Origin of the sequence: Hyphomicrobium sp. DMF-1 (assembly GCF_027886585.1) — a bacterium.
GTDB classification, from domain to species: domain Bacteria; phylum Pseudomonadota; class Alphaproteobacteria; order Rhizobiales; family Hyphomicrobiaceae; genus Hyphomicrobium_C; species Hyphomicrobium_C zavarzinii.
In genome coordinates this window covers 1,124,395-1,150,466 of record NZ_CP115706.1, presented here as the reverse complement: position 1 = coordinate 1,150,466, position 26,072 = coordinate 1,124,395, and the positions used below count along the sequence as shown (strand labels likewise).

The following is a 26,072-nucleotide window of genomic DNA, read 5'->3' as shown; positions in this document are numbered from 1 at the left end:
ACGGGAATTGTAAAGTATGGGACATACGGGGGTAAGAATGGCCCCCTAGGATCAGGGTCGGGCGGTCACTGAGTGTGGGCTTCCTCGTGTTGCCCACAGCCAGCTCCTGAACAAATTGGTCCCCCCTCGAGTGCTGCCCGGAATAGGCACCCAACCTTGCTGGGTGTCAGAGCCCGAACGCCCCAAAAGGTGTTCGGGCTCTTTTCATATGCCGTAACTTCGATGGCGCTGGTCCGCCATCACGGCGACGCGGAAAACCTTGGGTCCGTCAGATACTTGGGACGGCCCCCAACCCCGGGAAAGCCGGTCGTGCACGCGCGGCTACCCCGGGCCAGATGCGGTCTTGGCACCGCCGGATTGGTGCTATAGACGCGGAAAGAAGAGGCGATGGACATGCGCGCCACAGGGATGGCAGGACCACGTCGCGACCCAGGGAGTTCCGGCATGCGTCTGCTTCTCGTAGAGGATGACAAGGAGACGGCGCGCTACGTTTCGAGGGGGCTCATCCAGGCGGGGCATACCATCGACGTCGTATCCGACGGCAAGGACGGCCTCGCGCTCGCGATTCGCGAGAACTACGACATCGTGATCCTCGACCGCATGTTGCCGGGCCTCGACGGCCTCTCGCTGGCCCGCACGTTGCGAACTGCCGGCAGCCACGTGTCGATCCTGTTCCTCACCTCCCTTGGCGGGGTGAACGATCGCGTGCAAGGTCTCGACGTCGGTGGCGACGACTATCTCGTGAAGCCGTTCGCCTTCGCGGAGCTGCTCGCCCGCGTCAACGCCCTCGGACGGCGTGCGCCCATGCGGTCGGAGGGAGACATCCTCAGAGCCGGTGACCTCGAGCTCGACGTCGGTAGCCGCGTCGTGAAACGGGGCCAAGAGCGCATCGACTTGCAGCCCAAGGAGTTCGTGCTCCTGGAAACGCTCATGCGCAACAAAGGCCGTGTCGTCACACGCACCATGCTGCTCGAGCGCGTCTGGGGCTTCCATTTCGACCCGCGCACGAGCGTCGTGGAAACGCACATCTCGCGCCTGCGCGCCAAGATCGACCGGCCCTTCGCCAAGCCCTTGATCCACACCGTTCGCGGCAGCGGCTATTCCATCAATGACAGTCCGTGATCTGTTCCGGCGCACGCAGGTCCGCTCTGCCGTCGCGTTCACCCTCATCATCACGGTCAGCGTCACGGCGTTGTTCGCGGTTCTGATCGTGCACCTCGCAGCCGGCCTCGAGGACAGCGTGCGGGCGCGCGTCGTGCACACGCGAGACGCGCTCCTGGCCATAGACCGGCGTTACGGCTTCGACGAATTGGTGAGCGTCGTCGTCGACGAGGCGGAATCCGTCCGCGACGCCGACAGCATCTTTGCCGTCCAGGACTCCAATGGCGCCATTGTCGCCGGCAACATCCGCACCGAACGCCCGTTCGAAGGTTGGCGGGTGCTGGAACGCTCCCACCTGCCCGACATCGCCGGGAACGGAACCGGCCGCGATCGCTTCTTCGCTCTCTGGACCCCGGTCTCAAAAGGCATGCTGCTGATCGGCCGCAGCGACCGCGAGGTGCAGCAGGCACGGCTGATCCTGATGCGCAGCCTGGGATGGGGCCTGCTCGCCACCGTCATTCTGGGCGTCGGATCGGGCATCTACCTCGCGCGCGGCGCGCAAAGGCGCATTGACGACATCGCCAACACGCTTTCGGCCGTCTCCGCCGGCGAGCTCGATCGGCGCGTTCCCATCAAGCTGTCCCAGCACGATCTCGACGAAGTGGGCCAGCGCATCAACGCGATGCTGACCCAGCTCGAACGCCTAGTGCAAAGCGCCAACCAATCCTCGACCGACATCGCCCACGATCTCAAGCGCCCCATGACGCGGCTGCGCCAGCAGCTCGAGAGCGCTTACGATGCCGAGCCCGCCAACTCCGAAATCAAGCCCATCCTCGATGGCGCCATCGAGGAGGTGGACAGCATCGTCTCCACCTTCGAAGCGCTTCTGAACATCGGCCAGCTCGAAGCAGGCGACCGGCGCGCGCGCTTCGTCGACATTGACCTGCGTAAGGTGCTCGACGACGCGACGGAGGCTTACGCGCCAGTCATTGAGGACAGCGGCTTCAACCTCGCATGGAACGCCCAGCAAGCCGCAGCGCTCACCATTCGCGGAGACCACGAGCTTCTTCTCCAGCTCGTCGCCAACCTCATCGAGAACGTGATCCAGCACTGCCCCTCGGGAACCACCATCGAGTTGTCGCTCTCCGGAAATCCGCGCAAACCCAACCTTACGGTGGCCGACAATGGCCCCGGCATCCCGTCCGATGAGCATGAGAAGGTCTTCCGGCGCTTCTACCGGCTGGAACGCGAGCGCTCGAGCCCCGGCCATGGTCTCGGCCTCAGCCTCGTGCGCGCCATCGCGGACCTGCACGGCGCCAGCATCGACCTGATCGACAACGCCCCGGGCCTCAAGGTCTCGATCACGTTTCCGCAAAGACCGTAACGCAGCGAGCCGCGCATCATCTCACGGCAATCCACATTACGGGATTTGTAAGGTCGCCTCCAGACCAGGGTAAACCCGCTGCGACATAGTCGGCGACACCCTAGAACAGGAGACAGACTATGAGAAAACTGACTGTCCTAACGGTTGCACTCGCCGCGCTCATGACGGCGGCTCTCTATGGCGCTCCGGCCTTCGCCGATGATGCACAGCCCGCCGCCGAAGCTCCGGCGGACAGCTCGGCGACGACCTCCACCGACACCCCGGCTCCCGACGCCGCGCCTGCGAGCGAGGAAAAGCCTGCCGAGTAATCACGCAGCGACGCTCGCAAAGCGGGCTCTGCCGCGAACGCGAGACGCCTGAGCAGCCAGGCGCCCGGAGCACACTCCGCGACGGCTTGATTCCAATCGCGGAGTTCGTGCTCTACTAGGAGGATGAGATGGCGGGTTGATTCTCGCCGTCTCGTCTTCTGGCGGCAAAGGAAGCCCGGCCCTCCTCATGACGGACAACGAAGCGGTCCAGCTCTCCTCGCTCCTGGTCGGCGCGCGCTACGACGAAGCGGAGAGGCTTGCGCAAAGCCTCCTCGCGCAAGGGCGCATCCAGGATCTCGCCCACTTCACCCTCGGCATCGTGCACTATCAACGCCGCGATTACGACGGCGCCGTCGAGGCCCTGCAGCGGGCCATTACGCTCAACCCCACCGCATCTGGCTGGAACAACCTCGGCGCCGCCTATCGCGCCACCGCCAAGCTCACCGAGGCCGCGAACGCCTACGAGAGCGCGCTTGCGATCGATTCCAGTTTTGTGGATGCGGCCGCGAACTACGCGAACGTGCTCGTCGATCTGGGCAACTACACGGCCGCTGAGACCATGGCACGGCGCGCAATCGCCAACGGCGCCACCTCGCTTCAGGTTTATGTCACCCTTGGCAACGCTCAGTTTCGGCAAGGCGATCTGATCGCCGCCGCTCAATCGTTCAGGAAAGCGCTGGACATCGGCTACAACGTCGGTGCGGTGAGAAACCTCGGCAGCACGCTCGCCAATCTTGCCCGCTTTGCCGATGCCAAACAGGTGTACGGCGCGGCCCTCGCGCGTCAGCCCGATCCGGAGCTGCACTCGAGCCTGCTGATCTGCCTCACTTACGATCCCGAAATGAGCGCTCCCGCGCTTCGCGCCGCCTCGGCCGCCTATGATACCGCCTACGCGAAGCCCGTCGCGCGGCCGCTCGCGCGCCATGCCAACACGCCGGAGCCCGAGCGCCGTCTGCGGGTAGGCTACGTCTCGCCGGATCTCTGCAATCATGTGGTCGCCGTGTTCATGCTCCCGCTGATGACCCGGCATGATCGAAACGCCGTCGACATCTACTGCTACGCGGATGTGCGTCACGTCGACGAGACCAGCCGCAAATTCCAGGGAATCTCGAACTGGGTGCAGATCACGGGCCTGCCCGACGAGCGTGTCGCCGCGCAGATCGAGCAGGACCGGATCGACGTGCTGGTGGATCTCGCCGGACATTCGCCCGGCAACCGCCAACTGGTGTTTGCGCGCAAACCCGCGCCCGTGCAGCTTTCCTACGTGATCGGAACCGGCACCACGACGGGGCTCTTGGCGATGGATGGCCTCATCGCCGACAAAGACCTTTTGCCGGCCGGCTCCGAGGCCTTCATCAGCGAGCGGCCCCGCCACCTGGATCGCCCGTTCGTCGCCTACGAGCCTCCCCCGACGATGCCTCCCGTGGGACCGCTTCCCGCCTTGCGAAACGGCCACGTCACATTCGGATATTTCGGCCGCCCCATCCGCCTCAACGATCGCGTCGTGCGCGTGTGGTCGGACATCCTGCGCGCCTGCCCCGGCAGCCGCCTGCGTCTCGACAACAAGCCTTTCGGTTCCCCCGGAACGCAGGAGGATGTGCGCCGGCGTTTTCTCGCGCACGGCATCCCCGCCGCGCGCTTGGATCTCCGTGATACGCCCATCCATGCCGCCGTGCTCGCCGCCTACAACGAGATCGACATCGCGCTCGATCCCTTTCCGCATAACGCCGGGACGACCTCGCTCGAAGCCTTGTGGATGGGCGTGCCGGTGCTGACGCTCACCGATCGTCCGCCGGTCGGACGCCTCGGAGCGAGTCTGCTCGGAGCACTGGATCTCCACGGCTGGATCGCACGCGACGACCAGGACTACGTGGACAAGGCGGCCCGCGCAGCGCGCGATCTCGAAGGTCTCGCCGCAGTGAGAGCCGGATTGCGAGCCCGCTGCGAACGATCGGCGCTCGGCGATGTCGAAGGGCTCACCCGCGCGATGGAAAGGCTCTACCGTCAGTGCTGGCGCGAATGGTGCCAATCCGCCGCCACTTGAAGCTGCAGACTTGGAGAGGCGGCCGAGAGCGCTTAGTCTCCCTCTTACACCTTGTCGGATCGCGTCCCATGCAGGACATCGAGGATATTCTGGCGCGTCTGTCGAAGTCGCCGTTTCGACAGAGGTTCAAACTTCGCGCTGAAGAACGGGCCTATCTCGAAACCCATGGCCTCGAAGGCATCCTGGAGCAAGCCCGCGGCTTCATCCGAAAGCGCCTCGCCGCCGCCTTTCCCGAGAACGACGGCAAGCAGACACCGTTTAAAAGCCATCCCGTCTTCATCGCCCAGCACGCAACAGCCACCTGTTGCCGGGGATGCCTCGAAAAATGGCACGGCATCGGCCAAGGCCATCCGCTCGGTGCCGCCGAAGTCGACCACGTCATCGCGGTGATCGAGCACTGGCTGAGACAGCACGCGGGTGACTGTCGCGAGCCACGCCAGCCACGCCTTCTCTGACCCACCAGCACTCGAACATCCGCCCGGCTCCGCCGACGCGATAGACGGCTTCACAACGATGCATATTTGCAACACATTCGGCAGGAAGTGATGCCGATTACGGGGTAGCACGGGCTTGCGCCCGCAACGCCTCCCAGGCACCCTATCTGACATCGCGCCGGACACCGGACGGGAAACCGTGCCCGCCACGGCAATTTGAGGGTCCATCGCAACACCGAAGGGGGAGACCTTTCGCATGACGATCGAGCGTTCCAGAGATCGAGGTTCGCGCCTGCCCTCGACACCGCGTTTCGCCTTGCTGGCCTTGATGGCCTTGGCCGTATCCTCGTTCACGCCCACGCAAGCATCCGCCCAGGACCTGTTCTCGTTCCTCTGGGATGGCGGATCGCGCTCGGTCGTTGGCTTCAGTTCGAAGTATGAGCCGCGCCAGATCATCGTCTCCTTCGGCGACAGGAAGCTCTATTGGATCCACAAGCGGGGCGAAGCCATCAGCTACCCGATCGCCGTACCGCGTGAGCAGAGCCGCTGGTCGGGCGTGACGAGTGTCTCGAACAAGGCGGTGAACCCGAGCTGGACGCCGACGCCCACCATGCTGCGCGAGAACCCGCGCCTGCCTCGCTGGGTGCCGGGCGGCCATCCGCAGAACCCGCTGGGTGTACGCGCACTCTATCTCGGCGCATCCGCCTACCGCATCCACGGCACCGACGCGCCCTGGACCATCGGCACCGCCGTCTCCAAGGGATGCATTCGCATGTACAACGAGGACGTGCTGGATCTTTACCCGCGCGTGCCGGTCGGAACCAAAGTCACCGTGACGTGGCAGCGCTTTGGCTGATCTGACGTGGCCCGGGAAACCGGGCCACAGCTCCGTTCAGAACACGCGTTTCGAGTTGTAGCACACCCTCCCCCACAAGCTTCGCTCAAGGCAAATCGAGCAAGTCTTTTGGCTAGGCTTCCGTCCAGCACGAAGAACGTCTCGATCGCGTTGTGTGATCTACAAGCCGCGATGGAGCGGGCCGGACGCGGCCCGTGGAGGAACGGTGCCTAGGCCGTGCTCGCTTCGGACCTCTCCGGAGCGCGATGCACCGGTCTCACGGAAGACTTGGAGCGCGGGTCGATGAAAAACCGATCGCGCTCCGCAGCAGTGGCCCCTTGAGCGGTTGATGAGCCCGGTGCAGGCCGAGAGAAGATCCAGCAGAGGTGGCGACGACGTCGAGAACGTCGAGCTGACCGGCCCCAAGAAGGTGGCCGCGCTTCTCCTTTCCATGGACAAGAAGGTCGCCTCGCGCCTTCTGAAGCACTTCGACGAAGACGACATCAAACTCATCGCCCAGACCGCGACCGATCTCGGCGCGGTCTCGAAGCAGACGCTCGACGCCCTCATCGAAGAATTCGCGATGAGCCTGCGCACGGGCGGCGATCTCGTCGCGACCGCCAACGAGGTCGAGCAGCTCCTCGCCGGTGTCGTGCCCCCGGAGCAGATCGCCGAGATCATGTCTCAGGTGCGCTCGAAATCGCTGCAATCGATCTGGATCAAGCTCGGCGAGGTGCCGGAGCTTTCGACAGCGCAGTATCTCTCGAAGGAGCATCCCCAGGTATCCGCGCTCGTCCTGTCACGCACGCCTCCTGCCTACGCGGCTGCGGCCCTCAAGATGCTGCCCACCCCGCTGCGCAACGAGATCATGCGCCGGATGCTTGCGCTCAAGATCGTGCTCGAACGGCCGATCATGCTGCTGGAGGGCGCCGTGAAGGAAGAACTGCTCTACAAGAGCGCGAAGAACACCGGCCCCACCATCCACGCCCGTCTTGCCGACATCATCAACAAGATGGATCGCAAGCAGATGGACGAGATCCTGACCGATCTCGATCAGCATCGCCCGAAGGAAGCCGAGGTCGTGCGCGGCCTGCTCTTCACCTTCGACGATCTGATGCGTCTCTCGCAGCCGGCCCTCGTCACGCTGTTCGACGGCGTTCCGGCGGATCGCACCATCACGGCGCTTTTCGGCGCCGATCCGAAGATGGCGGAGCTGATCCTCGAAGCTACCCCCGCGCGCGCCCGCCGCATGATCGAGCAGGAGCTCGCCACGGGCAAGAAGGCCAGTGCCAAGGAAGTTCAGAAGGCACGGCGCGCCATCGCCGACGCGGCGATGGAGATGATCGAAAAAGGTATCATTGAGATCGGGAATTCGGAGGAGGAATGATGCGGGAGGAATACGCAGAGATCCGCCACTCCGGCGGCCAGCCCGGCACGGACAAGCTGCTGGAGCCCCCCAAGCTCGAAGTCGAGCGCCTGCATGTGCTCAAAGGCGTGCTCGAACGCCTGGTGACTACGCTCGCCGAGCGCTTCCGCGACTACTGCAACGTTCCCTCGTCGTTTTTCGTCAACCAGGTGGAAAGCGGAAATTCCTGGGACGTTCTCGAATCCTACGAGGACAGCATCGCCGGCATCTACTACTGCCGCCAGTGGGACAGCAAGATCGTCATCGGCCTCGACCGCCGCTTCATTTTCTCGCTGATCGACGCAGCTTTCGGCGGTGACGGCAGCATGCCGCCTTTCGAAGCCGATCGGCCCTTCACCTCGCTCGAAGCGCGCCTCGCCCGCAGCGTCTTCAGCATCGTCGTTCCCGAGCTGGAGGACCTCCTCAACCCGATCACGCCCGTCAATCTCGATCTCGAGAAGCTCGAAACCAAGCTCGACTTCCAGATCCTCGGCCAGACCGACGTGCCCGTCATCGCCGTCCAGATCCTCTTTCAGATCCTGGATAACGGCGGGCGTATGTTCATGATCATTCCGCAATCGGCGCTCTATCCGATCCGCAAGCTGCTCGAACGGTCTCGCGCGCTGGACGGCACCAGCGTCGATCCCGAGTGGCAGAAGAAGATGCAGGACGGACTTGCGTCTTCAACCATGCTTCTGAAGGGCGTGCTCGAGGGTCCGGAAATGACGCTCGATGAGATTACGGCGCTCGAGCCCGGCCAGATCCTGCGCCTCGACGCCGACACCAAGAGCCTGATCGCCCTCGAATGTCAGGACGAGCGCCTCTTCTGGTGCCGCCTCGCGCAATCCAAGAGCCAGTTCGCTCTCGTCGTCGAGCAGCCGATCGACCGGCAGAAGGAGCTGGTTGCGGATCTGATCTCGAGCTCTCCCGCGCGCTGACGCGAGACAGTCGCACTGCGTCATCTGCCCGCGGGGCGCGTGAACGACGCTCTGAAATTTACGCTTCGTTAAGCCTGCCGCCCCGCGGCCAGAGCGGTTCTCCCGCGGTGCACGCCGCTTTTTTTGCGCTTTCACCTAAAGAAGCTGATCAGATTGCGTCCTAAACAACGCCGCTCGTAACCGATTCTTAGGCAAGGCCGTGGAGTATCGTCGTTCATATGACGAAACTTCAGCGCGGGCGACAGCAAATGGGAATGACTGAAATCGAAACCGGATCACAAGAAGCCGGAAGCGTCGACTCATTGGAACAACGTGCTGCGTGTCTTGTTAATCCCGCGTCGGGAATCGCAAACGACTACCTCAATCACTTCAACGAGGTTCTCCTTCTGATCGAGAACCTTCCGACGCTCCTGCCCGAAATGCTCGATGAGCTGCTCGAGTGGCGCCCGGTGACCTACCGCGAGTATTTCGCGAAGTCCCTGCTGCCCGGCAGCGCACGCGCCCTCGAAATCTACGAAGGCCTGGACGAAGCCTTCCGGCGCGACTTCGAAAGCATCATCGACGGCATCAACGCCATGGCGATGGCGAGCATCGACGTTATTCGCGCTCATCGCAGCCCCGATGGGGAACTCGATCCTTCGCGCGTTTCCGACTTCTGCGAGAATGCATCTTGCGCAATCCGGAGCGCACTCAACCGCGCCTCCGATCTCGTGAACAACGGAAGGGAAAACGCGGCCGAGTCTCCTCAGGGCATGGCCGACCGGCTCATCCCGTGTGTGGCGTAACCGAGTAAGCGCGCCAGACGCCAAGGGGGACTTCCAATGGACGAGTTACTGCGGGACTTTCTGACAGAGACGACCGAGCACATCGAAGGAGCGGAAACCCAGCTCGTGCATTTCGAGCGCAATCCCTCCGATGCGTCTCTGATCACCAGCATTTTCCGCCTTGTTCACACCATCAAGGGCACATCGAGCTTCCTGGGCCTCGAACGCCTTGAGCGCGTGGGCCACGCAGCGGAATCGGTGATGGGCATGCTGCGCGACGGCGTTCCGCCGACGCAGCACTCCGTCACCATCATTCTTGCTGCAATCGATCGCATCAAGACAATCATTGAGGAAATCGGAGCCCACGGCTCCGAGCCCCCGGGCGACGACAGCGCCATCATCGATGCGCTCGAAGCCTACTATGCCGCCGGCTCCGAGGCCGCAACGGCCGCCGCAGCAGCGGAGGCAAGCTCCAACAAGGCCGCCGCGCCGGCAGCATCGCCCGAACCCGCAGCTCCCGTTGTGGAAGCTGCCCCCGTAGCCGCCGCTGTCGAGCAGGTCAAGCCGGCCGAGCCCAAGGTCGAAGCACCCGCAGCACGCGCCGAGGCTCCGAAGGCGGAAGCCGCTGCGTCCCAGTCGAAGGAAGGCCGCTCGCAAGGCGGCTCCACGGCAAACCAGGAATCCATTCGCGTCTCGGTGGACACCATCGAGCGCATGATGCAGCTCGTCTCCGAGCTTGTCCTCAGCCGCAACCAGCTCCTCGAGCTCGCGCGTCACCGTGAGGACGACGCGATCAAGACACCGCTTCAGCACCTTTCGACGCTGACCAGCGACCTGCAGGACGCCGTGATGCGCGCCCGCATGCAGCCGGTCGGCCGTCTTTACGCGAACCTGCCGCGCCTCGTCCGCGAGCTTTCGACCAGCCTTGGCAAGAGCATCGATCTCGTTACGGAAGGCGCCGATACCGAGCTCGATCGTCAGCTCATCGAGGTCATTCGCGATCCGCTGACCCACCTCATCCGCAACTGCGCCGACCACGGCATCGAGCGCCCTGAAGAGCGTCTCGCGAAGGGCAAGCCCGAGCGCGGAGAAATTCGCGTCTCTGCCGCTCACGAAGCCGGCCAGATCACCATCGACATCGCCGACGACGGCAAGGGCCTCGACACCGAGCGCATCAAGAAGAAGATTCTCTCCCAGGGCATGGCGACGGAGCAGGAGCTCCACGCCATGAGCAACGAGGAGATCTATCGCTTCATTTTCGAGCCCGGATTCTCCACGGCCCAGGTCGTGTCGAACGTGTCCGGCCGCGGCGTCGGCATGGACGTCGTGCGCTCGAACATCGAGGCGATCGGCGGCTCCGTCACCCTCTCCTCGAACGAAGGCAAGGGCAGCCGCTTCTCACTCCGCATTCCGCTCACGCTCGCGATCGCGCCTGCCCTCATCATCGAGGTCGCCGGCCAGCGCTTCGCCCTGCCCCAGACGTCCGTCGTCGAGGCGGTGAGCCTGGGCAAGAACTACAAGGATTTGATCCAGAACGTGCAGAACGCTCTGGTGCTGAAGCTGCGCGAGGAAGTAATTCCCGCCGTCGAGCTGCGCGAAGTCGTCGGCCTCGGCAACAATGACGCGAACGAGGAGAGCGAGAAGCTCGCCGTCGTCATGCGCGTGGGCACGGACTCTTTCTGCATCATCGTCGACGGCGTTGCCGACATCCAGGAGATCGTCGTCAAGCCGCTCAGCGCCTCGCTGGCTCACCTCAAGGTCTTCAGCGGCCACACCATCCTCGGTGACGGCTCGGTCGTTCTCATCCTGGATCCCGCCGGCATTGGCGCCAACCTTGGCATCGAGAAGTCGACCGAGAAGAAGCGCGAGCAGGCCCGCGACCAGAACGCCCAGGAGCGCCGCCGTCTCGTCATGTTCCGCGCCGGCCCCGGCGCGCCGAAGGTTCTGCCCCTTTCGCTCGTCTCGCGCATCGAGATGGTCGAGACCAACCGCATCGAAAGCTCGGACGGCCGCCTTATGGTGCTGCTCCAGGGCCGCCTGATGCCGATCGTGCCGATCTCGTCGCACATCGACATGTCGCGTCCGTCGTATCCGGTGCTGGTGGTCGCAACGGAGAACCGCTCCATCGGACTCATGGCCGACGAGATCGTGGACATCCTCGAGGACAAGCTCGAGATCCAGCTCGCCTCTGCCAACTCCGAGCTGGTGGGCTCTGCCGAGATCCGCGGCGAAGCCGTCGAGCTCATCGACGTCTCGCACTTCATCCGCATGGCCGACTCGCCCGGCAGGACCAACCCCGTGCCTCAGCGGGTGCTGTTCGCAGCCGACGACCAACTCGTCCGCGACATGCTTTGCCCGGCTCTCTCGGCCGCAAGCTACAACCTTGTCGCGACGTCCATCCCGGCCGACATCAGCGAGCTGGTCAACCAGTTCGCCTCCTTCGACGCCATCATCCTTGATGCCGATGCACCGGCCTTGTCGGCGCCCGGGTTCCTCCGCGCACTCAAGGAGCGCAAGGATCCGGCCCGCACGCCCATCATCGGTGTCAGCCGGACACCCACGAACCGCACCTCGCGCATCGCCACCGAGAACGGCATGCTCGCGCTTCTGAGCAAGCATGACCGCCATGCCCTGCTCGAGACGCTCGCCTACGCTCTCGATGCAGCCGCCGATGCCAAGGCCACGAGCATGGAGATTGCAGCATGAGCGCCGCTGTCGCCCTTCAGACCGTCTCCGACGTTCCGACCGCAGGTGAGGAGAGCTACTTCACCGTATTCGCTGGCGGGGAAGCATTTGGCCTGTCTGTCCTCCACACGCAGACCATCTTCCGCATCACGAGCGTGACCCCGATCCCGCTTGGCCCGATCGACATCGTCGGCTTGGTAAACCTGCGCGGAAAGATCGTAACCGCCGTAAGCCTGCGCCGCCGCCTCGGCATCCCCGTCGACGAGGTGCAGAACTCGCTTGCAATCGGCATCGAGCACAAAGGCGAGAACTTCGCTCTCATCGTGGACGAGGTCGGCGACGTGCTGACGCTCGACGCCTCGATGAAGGTGCAGATTCCTGCCCACTTCGATCCTGCACGTTCCCGCTTCATGGCGGGTCTCTACAAAGTCGGAAACCTCCTGATCCCCGCACTCAACATCGGGGCTCTCTTCGACTTCTCCAACTAGACCGGACGAGGCCCGGGCTCTCGGGCCCGGCACGCCGGCCTCAAGAACGTGGCTGCGATCCCTTCGGCTCCACACGGAGCCCGAAGGCGAAACACGGTCCGCAAAGTGAGTAGTGTAGCGTAAAGGTGAGTGACATGAAGAAAGCGCTCGTGGTGGATGACTCTTCCTTCATCCGCAAGATCGCCCGGCAGATTCTCGACAACATGGGCTTCGAAGTCTCGGAGGCCAAGGATGGCGCACATGCCCTCGAGCAGTGCCAGGCATCCCTGCCCGACCTGATCCTTCTCGACTGGAACATGCCCGTGATGAGCGGTCTGGAGTTCCTGACCAAGCTCCGCAAGATGCCGCACGGCGACGAACCCCAGGTCGTCTTCTGCACCACCGAGAACACGCGCGACAAGATCCTGACCGCGCTCGAAGCCGGCGCGACCGAATACATCATGAAGCCTTTTGATCAGGAAATTATTCGCACCAAGCTCGAGCAGATCGGGATGGTGTGACGATCAAAGCCCGTGCGTGTGAGCCCGCGAAGGCAAGCCCGCCACGATCGGCTCAACCTTAATATAAGTGATGCGTAACATGTCCCAAGCATTTGACGCCCTTTGCGAATTCTTGCGCCGCTCGTCCGGCCTGGTGATGGAGCAGAGCAAGAAGTACCTCGTCGAAAGCCGCGTCATGCCGATCGTCCGGCGCGAAAAGCTTTCGGGGCTCGAGGAACTGGTGCTCATCCTCCAGAAGAACCAGAACCCCAAGCTCACCAAAGACGTCATCGAGGCGATGACGATCAACGAGACCTACTTCTTTCGCGACAAGGCCCCCTTCGATCAGTTCCGCAACGTCATGCTGCCGGCGCTGATCGCGTCACGCCAGAACGACAAGCGCCTGCGCATCTGGTCCGCCGCGGCCTCCACCGGCCAGGAAGCCTACTCGCTCGCGATGATCCTGGACGAGAACGCGGCACGTATGCCCGGCTGGAAGATCGAGATCCTCGGAACCGACCTTTCGGACCAGGTGCTCGAAAAGGCCCGCAAAGGCATCTATTCGCAGTTCGAGGTTCAGCGCGGCCTGCCGACGCCCATGCTGCTGCGCCACTTCAATCAGATCGGCGATAGCTGGCAGATCTCGGACGCGATGCGCTCGAAGGTCACCTTTCGCCAGATGAACCTGCTCGCCGACTACACCTCCCTCGGCCGCTTCGACATCATCTTCTGCCGCAACGTGCTGATCTACTTCGATGCCGCCCGCAAGATGGACATCCTCGGCCGCATGACGCGCATCCTTGCGCCCGATGGCTTCCTCACGCTCGGCGCATCCGAAAGCTTGATCGGCCTCAAGACGGATCTTGTCCCGCATCCCGAGCACCGCGGAATTTTCCAGCGCGGCGGCGCCATGGCGTCTCCCGCAGCAGACGCGGCTTCCCGCTTTGCCTCGCGCATCGACACACCGGCTCCCACCCTGCCGCCCGGCTTTGGCGCAACGGCCATGAATGCCGCGGCCCGCTTTCGCACCGCCGGCTAGGTCATCATCTCAGAATTGGACGTATTGAACGCGGCGGTCAAATCCGCCGCGTTTCTTTTTCCTGACGATCCCGGTCAGGCCGTGCAAGCTCGCTGCCTCTCCCGAGCTGCGCGAGCCGCGTGATGTCAGCGATGTTGTTGGCTCCGAGGCCTTCTGTATCGACAAGCGCGGCCAGCGCGTCGCCCGCTACGCTCTGCAGCATTGTCCTGACCGCAAGACGCTCCGTCCGCGGCCCGCGCTCGAGCGCGACCGATCCGGTGTCGCCCGGTGCATCGGTCGAGCGTGGCGGTCTCGCCTTCAAAAGCTCGGCGATCTTGAGCGCGCTCGCATCACGATCGAGCACGACCGGCGGCAACATCTCCGCCGCGCCGCCGCTCGCCGCCGCGTCATTCGGGGCGCTGGCGACCGGCATGGCGTCCGGATTGCCGATCCACATCGCTTCCTGAGTGCGCCGATTGACGAGCCCCGGCAGAACCTCGCCGCCCGCCTTGTTGTATTTCTGGAAGATGTCGCGGGCTGCATCGAGATCGCCCCGCCGCACGGCATCGCCGAGGCCGCTGTCGATCCAAGCCGTTCCCGCGTTGTAGGTGAGCGACGTCAGCGCCGCCTTGGTGCCTTCGTCCACATGCGGCGCCGCCTTTTCGACGATCGAACGCGCAGACGACACCTCGGCCTGGAACCTGCGCTCAGCCTCCGTACGGCTGATGACCTCACCGGCGTAGCGTGCCCGCGTGCCGTAGCCGTTCGTGTGCTGCGCATAGTCCCAAGTCGCCTTGGGCGTGAAACCTTCGAAGTTGCGGATCGCATCCAGATAAAAGCTGTGCATGGCAGGGATCTGTGGCCTCCGACCAGCCTTGTTAACCCGAGGCCCTTGCGTAAAGCTGACGCCGATTTCCAGACCCAGACTCACGAGATCCTTGGCACGGCAGTTGCGTAGAACGGTATGTGTCCTCGTTTGGTGCAGCCATGCAGCTATCCGCTAACCTTCGCGCTCGAATCTCCGCTCTCGGTGAGTTGTCCCGCCCTTTGGGAGAAACCCGTGCGACGGCTCTTGCCCGCGCGCTCGTCAATGCAGTCGCGACCGACGTAGCCCATGGCCGCGATCCACAAGCCACCATCGACGGCTGGATTCGCCGTATTGCCGCTGAGATCGTCGAAAAAGCCCCTACCGAGACCGCCACGCCTAGAAAGCCGGCCGGTCCGCGCCGCATCGGAGACGTTCTACCGGAGATCCACTGAGCTCTTAGCGGCTCACTGGAAGCGTTGTGCCATCGCAATTGCGCCGGTCTTCCCGCCTCACCGTGCCGAAGCCTGACGAGCCGTTACTGCCTGTCCCGTTCTGGCACGAATAAGCCCGTAAAATTTGAGCAAACTTTTCCTGTGTCACCTAAGCCGACTGCAAGAGGCCCTGAGGTACAAAGAGTGACGCTGCCGCACCAAAGCGGTGAGCCGAAAAAAGTATCAGGGTCAGGGTCGGTTCAAACATGTACCAGAAAGCCAATGTGACTATGCTCCGTCAGCGTCGCGACAACATCCGCGAGTGGCTGGAGGAAGAAGCCCCGTACACCGACGTCGACCAGCGTCACCTCGATGCCCATACGCCCGAGCGTGCCTATTGGCACCATGGCTATCAAGCCGCGCTGAGCGACATCATGGCTATGCTCGCCCTTGAAGGCGAAAGAAACGACACCTCGGACATTCCCAATTAGTGCCGGCCGGCCTATCCGGATGCATCCGGTTCCCCGGCGGCTGGAAGTCGTGGAACAGTTCGCACTCCGCATGGAAGGCCGCCTCACTGGACGTCGAGCATCTGTACTTGAACAGATTGCCCGACCCGATGAGCTGAAGAAGCTTGTCGCGGACGTCATGGTCGGCCCGGCCGACGTAGTCGACATAGAACCTGCCGTCGGGGCCTTTGTGTCCAAGCACAAAGGCTCCCGGCGCGACGCGCGGGATGGTGTCGGTAATGTCGTCGTAAGCGAGCCTGAAGGGCCCGAGAAGTCCTGTGCTTGTCATCGCTCTCGCCGCTCGTGGACCAGACGGGAATGGAATTACGCTCATACCGAACTCACGCTCTAACAACGCCGTTTACGCGGGATTAAACATATAGCCCTTCCGCGCTCCTGCGAATGCCGTTGCTGCCGGCATCCTTACCATCCGCGGGTGTGGGATAGTCCTGCCGGCCGAAAGATCCGTTCTCCTGGCGGCCTTGGCCACCGGAGGAATTCGCGAGGCCCTGGCCAAGCTGCCCCTGCGGCGACCCTTGGGATGCCGCGGAGCCGGAACCGCCGAAGCCGGACTGCGTAACGCTCAAGCGGGAGGCTTCGCTCTGCGGGCCGGTCGTGACGCCGTCGACCGAGTAGCCCGCCGAGGACAAAGCACCGACCAGCGCATCGCGTTCTCGCTCGATCACGGCCAGCGTCTCGCGCCGCTGTGTCTCGAGATGCACGGTGATCGCGTTGTCCTTGAGCGCGAGCCGCACCGTCACGCTGCCGAGATTGGCGGGCTTGAGCTCGATGCTCAGGACCTTGACCACGCCTTCCGACGAGCTTTCGCCGAGGCCATCGGCCCGCAACTCAGCTTTCACCTCCCGGGCGATCTGATCGCTCAGGGGCTCGTAAGTGCCAGTCGCATCGGAGGCCTCGTCCATCGGCCGGCTGGCCTGAGCGGCGTTGAGCATGGACACGAACGAGTTCGCCCCCTGCTGTTGCGAATTCCCGCTCGAAGAGCCTCCGCTATCCTGCTGGCGCCCGCCCGCATGGGCTCCCATGGCTTGATCCGCGGATGCGCTGCCACCCTGGCTCCGCGCCTCGACCGCCGGTGACCGGCTCGCACCGGTCTCGCTCTTGGATGCGGTGGTGTCTGTATTCATCTCCGGCCGGACGCGATCGAACGTCTCTCGAACACCCTGTCCCGCCTTGGCTGCTGCCGTCTCACGGGCAAGCTGCTCTCCCTCCGGAGCGGCCTCCGCCGCCTCCGACGCAGCCGCATCCACCGGCTCACCGAAAGACGCGACCGCATCCGATGGCATCGGCTCCAGAGCCAGATGCTTCTCCTGGCCCAGGACGGTCACCTTGATCTCGACCGGAGGCTCCACGCCGGGTGCGTCAGCGAGCGCGTCCACGCCGATTTCCTCGGACGCCTCCGGGTTCTTGAGAAGGGCCAGAAGCTTGGCCGCATCGAGCTGATCCTCGTTTTCGATGACCTCGCTCGGCAGCAGTGGTCCGTCATCTTGCGTCTCGGCCTTCTTATCCTCCGTGATATCGCCACGGCGCACCAGCGCTTCGCCCGTCTTCAATGTCGCGAGTGCCTCGGCAAACTCCCCGCTCTGAGCCGGGTCCGAAGGCTCGACAGGCTTTTCCAACGCCGCAAGAATCAACGAAAGGCCAGTGACACCGCCCTGGTCGGTCCGCTTCGTGCCCTCGTCGCTCGACCGCGCGGAATCGTCCTCGCGCTTGCCCGTATCGGCCGCATCCTCGTTGCTCGCGTCCTTGCGCTCTGTGCTCGCCCGTTCGGACGCGTTCGCGCTCCGCGAAGACGAGGAAGCCGGCGTATCCGAAGAGCGCGAAGCCGAATCCAGAGCATCGCGAAATGACGTGTCTCCACGATCGTTGCGCGCGCCCTCACCCGGGCTCTGGCGCACACTCGTGGTCACGGAGAGCATGGCTGAATTCAAAGCCTGCGCGGCGCTCACTGCGGCACTCCTTCCAATAGTGAATCGACTTTCGAAAGCAACGTCTGCGCACGGCCGACGGCTTCCGGCGGCGCTTCCTCGAGCTTCTCCGGCGCCTCCGGCCACTTGCCGACAGACCGCGCCACGGCGAGCGCGGACTCGCGCACCTCCCGATCCGAAGCACCGAGCTTTGCGACATCGACCTGGTTCAGCAGCTCGACCCCGCGCTCGAACTCGTCGGTCGCGACCAGGGACGCCCCCTCGAACAGCTTCGCCCGCTCGACCGCGCGGCTGCCAGGCTGCGAGAGATCCCGCGCCTTGTTCGCCGCGAACTTCGCGATGTCGATGTTGCCGCCCTTCGTCGCTTCCTCCGCAATCGAAAGGTAGAGGCCGACACGTTCGGCCGCGGGCACCTTCATCAGCTCGGACTCGGTGCGCGACACCCACTCCGACGCGCGCTTGTAGTTCTGACGCGCCACGCCAGCAAAGAACTGCCTGCGGAAGTTGCGCGCGAAAAGCGAGCGCGGAAAGCGGCGCGAATACTGTGAGGCGAGCACGTCGAAGCGCTCCACCTCGCCTTCTCGCGCCAGGAGCAGGATCTGCTGGCGCAGGGCCGATTCCTCGATCAGCGTTCCCGGCGCGAGCAGGCGCGCCTCGTCGAAGAAATCGATGGCCTTCTTGATGTCCTTCTTGCCGATCAGCGTGCCCTGGATGAGCGCGATCATGCCGCCGAGCAACGGATCGAGCTTCCGGGCTTCGATCTTGTGGATCATGCTCAGCGCATCGACGAGCCGGCCTTCCCCGTAGGCCAGCGCACCCTTGAGAAGACGGCGCTCGATGAACGGCGTCTTCTTACGCCCGATAACCGTCTTGAGAACCGCCGGATCGCCGCCGCTCAGAACGAAAAAGATGGCCGCGCGAACATTGCGAACGTCGTCCCAGACGCCCACAGGCAGATCGCGCATCTGCTCGCCGTAATCGCGCAGCAATTTCCGCTGAAGCTCATGCGCCGTCGTGCTGCCGGAAGCGACCTCGTCTTGCACGGAGCGAAGCGAGCGCACGAGAACGTAGGGCTGCTTGTCGAGCTCAACGGCCGGCATCTCGGGCCAAAGCGGTTCAGGCGGAGGCTCGCCCTCCGCTTCGCCGCCTTCAGCAGCCTTCGCGTTATCAGTGGCCTCGCCGTGCCCGGCTTCCGCGCCCTCGGGCGGCGGAGTGCTTTCCGCCTTCGCGCTCTCGCCATGGTCTCCCGCCGCTATGGCTCCGCCGGCGCCGGCCGAGAGGCAGGCGAGTGCGAGCAGCAGGAAGAGAGCACCACCTCTCATCACGTCCTGGGCACCCTGAGAAGGATCTCGATACGGCGGTTCTCCGCCGCATTAGGATCTGACGGAATCTTAGGCTTGCGATCGGCCTGCCCCTCGATGCTCTCGAAGCGGGTTTCCTGAACGCCGCCCCGCACGAGCATGTAGTAGGCCATCTGCGCGCGCGACATAGAAAGACGCCAGTTGTTGTTCTTCTCCGACCGGAATTTCTTCGCGTCCGTGTGCCCGCGCACGACAATGTTGCCGTCGCGCGCAGCCAGCACCTTCGCCACTTTCTCCATCACGAGCACCAGCTCAGGCCGCGGCTCTGCGGAAGCGCTGGCAAACATGCCGAAACGAAAATCGTCCGTGAGACTGATCAGATAGCCCTCGTCGACCTTCTTCACCTCGATGCTTGGCTTCTTCTCCGGCGCGAGTCCCTGAAGCTCCTTCAAAATCTCGCCTTCGAGAGCGCGCGCTTCCGCCTTGCTCTTTTCCGCGTCCGCGTCCTTTGCTGCATCTGCCGGCTGCGCTTCCGCGGGTACGGCCTTGGGCGCCGGCTCCCCCGCTTCTTCCGGCTTGACCTCGAGCGGCGGCTCGAGGCCCGGGGGCTTCGGATAATCACCCGCCTCGTCGAGTGTCATCGGCGACGGCTCGGCCTGACCCGTGTTCTTGTCCGGAACAATGGGGCGCTCTGCGAACGGCTCGAACGGATTGCTGTAGGCGTCTCCCCCGGGCAGCGTACTCTCGCTCTTGGCGTCCTTGATCTGATCGTTGTCGCTCGCGGCCTTGAGCGCGAGCCGTGCCAGCACGCCGTAAGGGTCGTTGAACAGCTCCTCCTCGGCCTTCTGCGCCACGCCCTCCTTGAGCTCTCCGTCGCCTCCCGGCTTCGAAGCGCCCTGCATCTTGTCCTTGCCCTCGATGTCGCTGATGTTGGCGCCTTTGTCGGAGGGCCCGACCGTCGTGGGAGCGGTCTTCTCCGTCTCCTGCTCCTCCTCGACGCCTTTCGTGGTCGGCCTCTTAGAATTGAGCTTCAGCGGATTGAAGTAGGTGGCGATCTGCTGGATCTTCTCCTTGTCGGAAACGTTGAGGAGCCACATCACAAGGAAGAACGCCATCATCGCCGTCATGAGGTCGGCGAACGCGATTTTCCACGCACCGCCGTGATGGCCTTCCTCGCCGTCACCGCCGCGACGCCGGACGATGACGACCTCATGCGGGCTAGACACATCTCCGTCGGCACTCATGCGCCATCCCTCTCGATTGCGTTCGCCCAGGCGCCGAGCTGTGTTTCGATAATCGTCTCGTCGGCGCGCACGGTCACATCAACGCTCTCGGTCACCGAGAACGACACACCCTCATAGGCACCCAGCCGGCCTTCCATCGCCGAGATCAGATCATTCGGCCCAGAGACAGAGACTTTCGCGTACTCGCCCTTCGCCAGCAGACTGTTGAGGAGAGCGGATAGCTCCTCGATGGCCTTTACGCGGGACTGCTCGCTGATGATCGGAACGAGAATGCGGCTCGCTTGATCGGCAATGCGCCGCTCGAGATCCTCCATGGACGACGAGAGAAGCTGCCCAAGAAGCGCGCCCTGCTCTGCCGCCCATTTCTGCCGCTCGGCGGCAAGCTTCTTTTCGAACGCGGCTGCTTGAGCTGCGAGGGCCGCGTCGGTTTCCACCTGCGCGGCTGCGCGCGCTTCCAGAATGCCGCGGGCGTGCGCATCGCTGATCTGCGCGGCGATATCTGAGTTGCCCTCTCCGCCGATCGGGGCTCGGCCGCCACGCCGTGACGGCTCCCCGCTCATCTCGGTGAGGTAGTAGGCGACCGGAAGTGCCGTCGTCATGCGGCCCGCTCCCGCATCCACTGCTTGAGGATGTTGGCGGCTTGCTCTTCATCGAGCGCGACCATCTGCTCGAGCCGGCGCTGCGACAAGCGCATGACGTCGGTCGTGATGTCCTCGATGAGATTGGGCTCGCGCTGCGCCTTGATGCCAAGCAGTTCGGCGGTCGCCGCGGAGTCAGCCGCGAGAGCCGCGATCTCCGCCTCTTCGTTCGAGGTGAGCAGCGACCCGTCGTCGACGGCCGCGCCACCTTCGGCCGCGCCAAGCGCTCCGCCGGCCACCTGCGCACCTTCCTTCTGGTCGAGCAGCAGCCGCGTCACGGGCCGCAGTCCGAACGTAACCACGATGAACACGAGGCCGAGCACCGTCAGTGCCTTGATCAGTCCCGTAGCGAGCCCGATCAGCGGCCCCATGAGGCTCGCTGTGTCGAAGCCCTGGTTCATTTGGGTGTCTTCGGCGAACTCGACGGCCACGACGCTGATCTGATCGCCGCGCTTCACATCCACGCCAGCCGCGGTTCCGACCAGTCTTTCGACCTCTTTCACCTGCGCCTGCACGGCTTCCGGCGTCGCGGATTCACCCAGCGTCGCCAGCAACCTCTTGCGGTTGAGCACGACCGCGATCGTCAGCGCGTCGATCCGGTAGCCCTCGCTCGTTGTGGAGATCGTCTTCGAGTTGAGCTCGAAGTTCGTGAGATCCTCGCGCCGCTCGTTGGTGCGCTTCGATTGATCGCCGCCCGAGCCGCCCGCGCTCTGCTCCGGAACGTTCTGCTCGACACCCACCGGCTGCTTGCTGGAGGTATCCTGCTGGCTTCCGCTTTCCTTTACGACGCGCAGCGAGCGCTCGACCTTGGAATCCGGATCGAACGAGGTCTCGTTGGTCTGGCGTTTGTCGATGTTGAGGCGCGCCGCGACGCTGACCTCGAAATTATCGAGGCCGAGATAGGGCGTCAGCGTCTTGCGAACATTGTCGGTCAGATCCTTGCTCACCGTCTTCTCGAGCTCGATCATCCGGCTCGATGACGTGGAGCTGGCATCGCCCGCGGAGGCGAGCACGGTGCCGTCGGTGCTCAGAATGCTGATGTCATCGACGGTCAGGCCCGGAACGGCCGCCGCGACGAGGTGACGGATCGCCTGCGCGGTCGAGGCGTCGGCCGCCATCTCGGTGCGGATGACGACGGAGGCCGAAGCGGGCTGGCGGCCTCGGCGGAAGGAGCCGGTTTCCGGCATGACGATGTGAACGCGCGCGGCCTTCACACCCTTCATTGCCTGGATGGTGCGCGCAAGCTCGCCCTCGATGGCGCGCACGCGCGTCACTTCTTGCATGAAGGAGGTGAGGCCGATGGGGCCGAGCTTGTCGAACAGCTCGTAGCCCGCGTTGGAGCTCGAAGGCAGGCCCTTCTCCGCGAGCAGCATGCGCGCCTGCGCCGTCTCCTCGCGGCGAACCATCACCTTGGTTCCCTCGGAGTTGACGTCGAAAGTGATGCCGGCATCCTTCAGAACGGCGCCGATGCGGCTGACATCCTGCGCGTTGAGGCCGGAGTAGAGCGTGTCGAAATCGGACCGGCTGAGGTAGTAGCTGCCGAAGCCGACCGACGCGAAAACGGCGAGACCAACCAAGCCGAGCGCTGCCAGGCGCTTCGTCCCGAGCGCCAGCAGATTTGCCCAAAGTCTGTCGAGTTGTTCGAGTCCGAGCATTGCCGACTCAACCCCTTGCGCGGCTTGTTGGATTTGTGCCGAAGGGATTCTGGGCAATCAAGCTTGCGTGGAAATTGCGCCGAGTAACGAAACGCCCTGAAACGCCGCCAAAATAGCGAAGGCCACGCCGGGGCGGGGTGGCGTGGCCTTCGGGGGCGCGGGGTGATGGGATCCGGGCCCGGAAACTCTTGGGACGGCGGTTAGCCCTGGAACAGCTGCAGGATCTGCTGAGCGGACTGGTTGGCGATGCCAAGCGCCTGGACGCCGAGCTGCTGGCGGACCTGAAGCGCCTGCAAGCGAGTCGATTCTTCGTTCATCTCGGCATCGACAAGCTGGCCGATGCCGGTGTCGATCGATTGAATGAGCTTGCTGACGAAATCTTTCTGCAGGTTGATGCGCGACCTAGCCGCGCCCAGCACCGTCGCCGCGTCCGTCATCGAGCTGAGCGCATCGTCCACGCCTCGAATCATATCCTCGAGGTCGGCCAGATCGGCCGTATCGTCGGTAATTGTCGAGATATCGAGGGTCGCAGCCGTGTAGGTGGTGCCAGCCGTGGTCGTCCGATCCTTGTCGAGCACACCCTGCAGGGTACCCGACGTCGTGGTGTCGAACAGCATGGTGCCGGTGGGGCCGACGTTCACCTCGATCTTGCCGATCGTGATCTCGCCGGTGCTGTCGCGCGAGTAGGAAGCCACGATCGTCTTGGAGATGATGCCGGTCGAATCGGTCATCAGCCAGTTCTCGCCGGAGAACACTGCTGATTCGGCCGTGCTGCGCAGCTCTGTCTGCAGCGCCGAGATTTCGCTTTGGATCTTGCCGCGGTCGAGGCCGGGGGCGCGGGCAGCCACCAGCTTGGCTTTGATTTTGCTTACAGTTTCGATCGCGCTGTTCATCGCCGTCACGGTGACGTCGGCGGTTGCCGCACCAAGGCCGAGCGCGTCCTGAACCGTTGAAACCGCCATATTGTCGGATCGCATCGTCGTGGCGATCGACCAGTAGGCGGCGTTATCGGAGGCGTCCTTAACCCTCAGGCCCGTCGAGATACGGTTCTGCGTGACCAACATATCCTTGTTGGTCTTGTTGAGGGTTTGCAGCGCGGTCATGGCCGCGACGTTGGTATTTAAGCTGCTCATTCCGGCGCCCTTTTACCGATTCGTGACTCATTGTTTCCTTTGAACCTTGTGTGGGGATTGCCACCCTGACGTAGGCCCGGCGCAGGACCACGAGGGAGTCACGAATCGGAAAAGCGCAAAAAAGCGAAAACCGCGCCCCTTTTGGGGGGGCGCGGCTTTCGATTGGGGGAACGGTCGAAGCTTGTAGAGGCTTACTGGAACAGCCTCAGGATCATCTGGGCCGACTGGTTGGCCATTCCGAGCGCCTGGACGCCGAGCTGCTGGCGAACCTGCAGAGCCTGGAGGCGAGTCGATTCCTCATTCATGTCTGCGTCGACGAGCTGGCCAACGCCGGTATCGATGGCGTCCATCAGGCTGTCGGCAAATCCCTTCTGAAGATCGACGCGGGCCTTCACGGCGCCGAGGACGGTCGCGGACTCGGTCATCTCCTTGATGGCCTCGTCGACGCCCTTGATGAAGTCCTCGATACGGTCGAGGTTCGTCTGCGAGTCATCGGTGAAGCTGCTGATGTTGATAGCATCCGGATCCGGCGTGCCGCTGCCGTCGTCCTCGGGGACGATACGGAAGTCGGCGCCGCCGCTGGCAGCGGTCCGCATCTTGTCGAGAATGCCCGTGGTGCCTGCGCCGGTATCGAGCAGGATCGTCTTGTTGAGGTCGACCGTGATGGTGCCGACCGAGATCGAGCCGGCGGCATCGCGCGAGAACGAGGAAACGAGCGTACGCTCCATTTCGCCCGTGCTGTCGACGGCGAGCCAGTTCTGGCCCGAGAAGATCGACGTCGAGACGGCGCTTCTCAGCGATTCCTGAAGCTGCGAGATTTCCGACTGGATCTTGACTCGATCGAGGCCCGGCGTGCGGGCGGCAAGCAGCTTGTCCTTGATGGCGGTCGCGGTCTTGATCGACGCTTCCATGCCCTGCATAGCAACATCGACCGTGGCGGCACCGAGACCCAGCGCATCCGACACCGTGGAGATGGAGCTGCGATCTGAACGCATCGTCGTGGCGATCGACCAATAAGCTGCGTTGTCGGACGCATCGTTGACCCGGAAGCCGGTAGAGATCCGGTTCTGCGTGGTCAACATTTCCTTATTGGTATGATTCAATGACTGCAGGGCAGTCATCGCCGCAATGTTGGTGTTAATGCTGCTCATCGTGTGTTCCTCTTCCGACTCGTCTGTCCCGCTCCCCAAGTCGGGCTTTCACGGAAGAAAATAAGCATTGTTGCTTACCGAACCGTTAAACAGTGCCCCAAATGCACCAAAACAATTCAAAATGGGACACTCCCAGCCCCCGCGCGCGGTGGAAGTGCTGGAAAACGCAGCAGAATTGAGGGTGCCATACGGCCCGGCCGCCAAAAGCCGGACTATCCCGGGGCCGCAACGACGGGGCATCTGCCACCTCCCGGTGGCCCAAAAACAATAAATAATAAAAGGCCGCACCCAAGGGTGCGGCCTTCGAAATCGTCAAATCGAATCCTGACGCTGCTTATCTGAAGAGCGAAAGGATGGACTGCGCCGACTGGTTGGCCATGCCGAGCGCCTGAACGCCAAGTTGCTGACGCACCTGCAGAGCCTGAAGACGCGTCGACTCCTCGTTCATGTCTGCGTCGACGAGCTGGCCGATACCGGTGTCGATGGCATCCATCAGATTGTCCGCGAAATCCTTCTGCATATCGATGCGCGACTTCACGGCGCCGAGGACGGTCGCGCCATCGGTCATCTTGGCGATCGCCGAGTCGACACCCTTGATGAAGTCCTCGATGCGATCGAGGTTCGCCTGGGAATCATCCGTAAGCGTGCTGATGTTGATGGCATCCGGGTCAGGCGTGCCGCTGCCGTCGTCCTCGGGGACGATGCGGAAATCGGCGCCGCCGCTGGCGGCCGTAATCATGCTGTCGAGAATGCCGGTCGTGCCCGAGCCCGTATCGAGAAGGCGCGTCTTCGACAGATCGACCGAGATCGTGCCGACGGAGATGTTGCCGGAGGCATCGCGCGAGAAGGACGAGACGAGCGAGCGCGTGCTGTCGGCGCCGTCTGCCGCGAGCCAGTTCTGGCCCGAGAAGTTCGACGTAGAGACAGCGCTTCTCAGCGATTCCTGAAGCTGAGTGATTTCAGACTGGATCTTGCCGCGATCGAGGCCCGGCGCGCGGGCAGCGAGCAGCTTGTCCTTGATCTGGCCGGCGATCTTGATGGCGCCTTCCATGCCCTGCATGGCGACGTCGACTGTGGCCGAGCCGAGCCCGAGCGCGTCGGAGACGGTCGACACGGCGCTGCGATCCGAGCGCATCGTCGTAGCAATCGACCAATAAGCGGCGTTGTCCGAGGCATTGCCGACGCGAAGGCCGGTCGAAATGCGATTCTGCGTGACCAACATGGACTTGTTGGTCTGGTTCAACGACTGCAACGCGGTCATCGCCGCGATGTTCGTATTGATGCTACTCATTACTACTACCTTTACGCTACACCACCGCGACCGCGACTACGGTCGTTCTTTTACACTCGCGGCACCGTGCTTAGGGCCTTGC

24 protein-coding genes are annotated in these 26,072 nt (G+C 63.5%); 15 read left to right on the top strand and 9 right to left on the bottom strand.

The features are described from left to right. Positions 1–444 precede the first annotated feature (444 nt). The 13 genes from PE058_RS05250 (at position 445) to PE058_RS05190 (ending at position 13,904) form a co-directional block, all read left to right on the top strand. Entirely contained in the window at positions 445–1,122 is a 678-nt protein-coding gene (locus PE058_RS05250; RefSeq protein ID WP_271030045.1) for a winged helix-turn-helix domain-containing protein, read from the top strand. Continuing rightward, complete coding sequence (locus PE058_RS05245; RefSeq protein ID WP_271030044.1) at positions 1,109–2,485, top strand: HAMP domain-containing sensor histidine kinase; 1,377 nt, start codon at positions 1,109–1,111, stop codon at positions 2,483–2,485. The genes PE058_RS05250 and PE058_RS05245 overlap by 14 nt, the downstream gene beginning before the upstream one ends. A gap of 119 nt (positions 2,486–2,604) precedes the next feature. After that, positions 2,605–2,793 (top strand): hypothetical protein, encoded by a 189-nt coding sequence (locus PE058_RS05240; protein WP_020084301.1) that lies wholly within the window; start codon positions 2,605–2,607, stop codon positions 2,791–2,793. 187 nt (positions 2,794–2,980) lie between these two features. Then, on the top strand, positions 2,981–4,837 hold the full coding sequence (locus PE058_RS05235) for an O-linked N-acetylglucosamine transferase, SPINDLY family protein (RefSeq protein WP_271030043.1): 1,857 nt from the start codon (positions 2,981–2,983) through the stop codon (positions 4,835–4,837). Positions 4,838–4,905: 68 nt separating this feature from the next. Then, entirely contained in the window at positions 4,906–5,292 is a 387-nt protein-coding gene (locus PE058_RS05230) for a DUF4186 domain-containing protein (RefSeq protein ID WP_020084299.1), read from the top strand. Between the two features lie 235 nt (positions 5,293–5,527). Then, complete coding sequence (locus PE058_RS05225) at positions 5,528–6,127, top strand: L,D-transpeptidase (RefSeq protein ID WP_271030042.1); 600 nt, start codon at positions 5,528–5,530, stop codon at positions 6,125–6,127. 328 nt (positions 6,128–6,455) lie between these two features. Further along, complete coding sequence (locus PE058_RS05220) at positions 6,456–7,493, top strand: flagellar motor switch protein FliG (RefSeq protein WP_020084297.1); 1,038 nt, start codon at positions 6,456–6,458, stop codon at positions 7,491–7,493. Further along, a complete protein-coding gene (locus PE058_RS05215) occupies positions 7,490–8,449 on the top strand; it encodes a flagellar motor switch protein FliM (RefSeq protein ID WP_271030041.1) in 960 nt (319 codons plus the stop codon). Before PE058_RS05220 ends, PE058_RS05215 begins: the two co-directional genes overlap by 4 nt. A gap of 302 nt (positions 8,450–8,751) precedes the next feature. Continuing rightward, positions 8,752–9,234, top strand: coding sequence for a hypothetical protein (locus PE058_RS05210; protein WP_026867777.1), 483 nt, complete (start codon positions 8,752–8,754; stop codon positions 9,232–9,234). Positions 9,235–9,270: 36 nt separating this feature from the next. Then, positions 9,271–11,919, top strand: a complete 2,649-nt coding sequence (locus PE058_RS05205; RefSeq protein ID WP_020084294.1) for a chemotaxis protein CheW — start codon at positions 9,271–9,273, stop codon at positions 11,917–11,919. Continuing rightward, entirely contained in the window at positions 11,916–12,386 is a 471-nt protein-coding gene (locus PE058_RS05200; protein ID WP_020084293.1) for a chemotaxis protein CheW, read from the top strand. The genes PE058_RS05205 and PE058_RS05200 overlap by 4 nt, the downstream gene beginning before the upstream one ends. 134 nt (positions 12,387–12,520) lie before the next feature. Beyond that, the gene (locus PE058_RS05195; RefSeq protein WP_020084292.1) at positions 12,521–12,886 is read left to right on the top strand and encodes a response regulator; all 366 of its coding nucleotides are present in this window, start codon (positions 12,521–12,523) and stop codon (positions 12,884–12,886) included. Between the two features lie 79 nt (positions 12,887–12,965). After that, positions 12,966–13,904: a CheR family methyltransferase gene (locus PE058_RS05190; RefSeq protein ID WP_051113759.1), complete on the top strand. Its 939-nt coding sequence runs from the start codon at positions 12,966–12,968 to the stop codon at positions 13,902–13,904. A 37-nt stretch (positions 13,905–13,941) separates the two neighbouring features. On the opposite strand, the gene PE058_RS05185 is transcribed toward PE058_RS05190, so the two are convergent. Beyond that, complete coding sequence (locus PE058_RS05185) at positions 13,942–14,730, bottom strand: lysozyme (protein WP_271030040.1); 789 nt, start codon at positions 14,728–14,730, stop codon at positions 13,942–13,944. Positions 14,731–14,870: 140 nt separating this feature from the next. On the opposite strand from PE058_RS05185, the gene PE058_RS05180 reads away from it, so the two are divergent. Continuing rightward, entirely contained in the window at positions 14,871–15,143 is a 273-nt protein-coding gene (locus PE058_RS05180) for a hypothetical protein (RefSeq protein WP_156827177.1), read from the top strand. A gap of 245 nt (positions 15,144–15,388) precedes the next feature. Continuing rightward, entirely contained in the window at positions 15,389–15,613 is a 225-nt protein-coding gene (locus PE058_RS05175) for a hypothetical protein (RefSeq protein ID WP_020084289.1), read from the top strand. Positions 15,614–16,002: 389 nt separating this feature from the next. Here PE058_RS05175 and PE058_RS05170 read toward each other — a convergent pair whose 3' ends face one another. From PE058_RS05170 to PE058_RS05135, 8 genes are all read right to left on the bottom strand, one after another. Beyond that, positions 16,003–17,598 (bottom strand): flagellar hook-length control protein FliK, encoded by a 1,596-nt coding sequence (locus tag PE058_RS05170; protein ID WP_271030039.1) that lies wholly within the window; start codon positions 17,596–17,598, stop codon positions 16,003–16,005. Next, positions 17,595–18,902, bottom strand: coding sequence for a hypothetical protein (locus tag PE058_RS05165; RefSeq protein ID WP_271030038.1), 1,308 nt, complete (start codon positions 18,900–18,902; stop codon positions 17,595–17,597). Before PE058_RS05165 ends, PE058_RS05170 begins: the two co-directional genes overlap by 4 nt. After that, positions 18,899–20,122, bottom strand: coding sequence for a MotB family protein (locus PE058_RS05160; RefSeq protein ID WP_020084286.1), 1,224 nt, complete (start codon positions 20,120–20,122; stop codon positions 18,899–18,901). The genes PE058_RS05165 and PE058_RS05160 overlap by 4 nt, the downstream gene beginning before the upstream one ends. Beyond that, the gene (locus PE058_RS05155) at positions 20,119–20,721 is read right to left on the bottom strand and encodes a hypothetical protein (RefSeq protein ID WP_271030037.1); all 603 of its coding nucleotides are present in this window, start codon (positions 20,719–20,721) and stop codon (positions 20,119–20,121) included. The genes PE058_RS05160 and PE058_RS05155 overlap by 4 nt, the downstream gene beginning before the upstream one ends. Next, entirely contained in the window at positions 20,718–22,415 is a 1,698-nt protein-coding gene (fliF, locus tag PE058_RS05150) for a flagellar basal-body MS-ring/collar protein FliF (RefSeq protein ID WP_020084284.1), read from the bottom strand. The genes PE058_RS05155 and fliF overlap by 4 nt, the downstream gene beginning before the upstream one ends. Positions 22,416–22,615: 200 nt before the next feature. Then, positions 22,616–23,548, bottom strand: a complete 933-nt coding sequence (locus tag PE058_RS05145) for a flagellin N-terminal helical domain-containing protein (RefSeq protein WP_020084283.1) — start codon at positions 23,546–23,548, stop codon at positions 22,616–22,618. A 191-nt stretch (positions 23,549–23,739) separates the two neighbouring features. Next, positions 23,740–24,699 (bottom strand): flagellin N-terminal helical domain-containing protein, encoded by a 960-nt coding sequence (locus tag PE058_RS05140; RefSeq protein ID WP_020084282.1) that lies wholly within the window; start codon positions 24,697–24,699, stop codon positions 23,740–23,742. 334 nt (positions 24,700–25,033) lie between these two features. Continuing rightward, entirely contained in the window at positions 25,034–25,990 is a 957-nt protein-coding gene (locus tag PE058_RS05135) for a flagellin N-terminal helical domain-containing protein (protein ID WP_020084281.1), read from the bottom strand. Between the last annotated feature and the right edge of the window lie 82 nt (positions 25,991–26,072).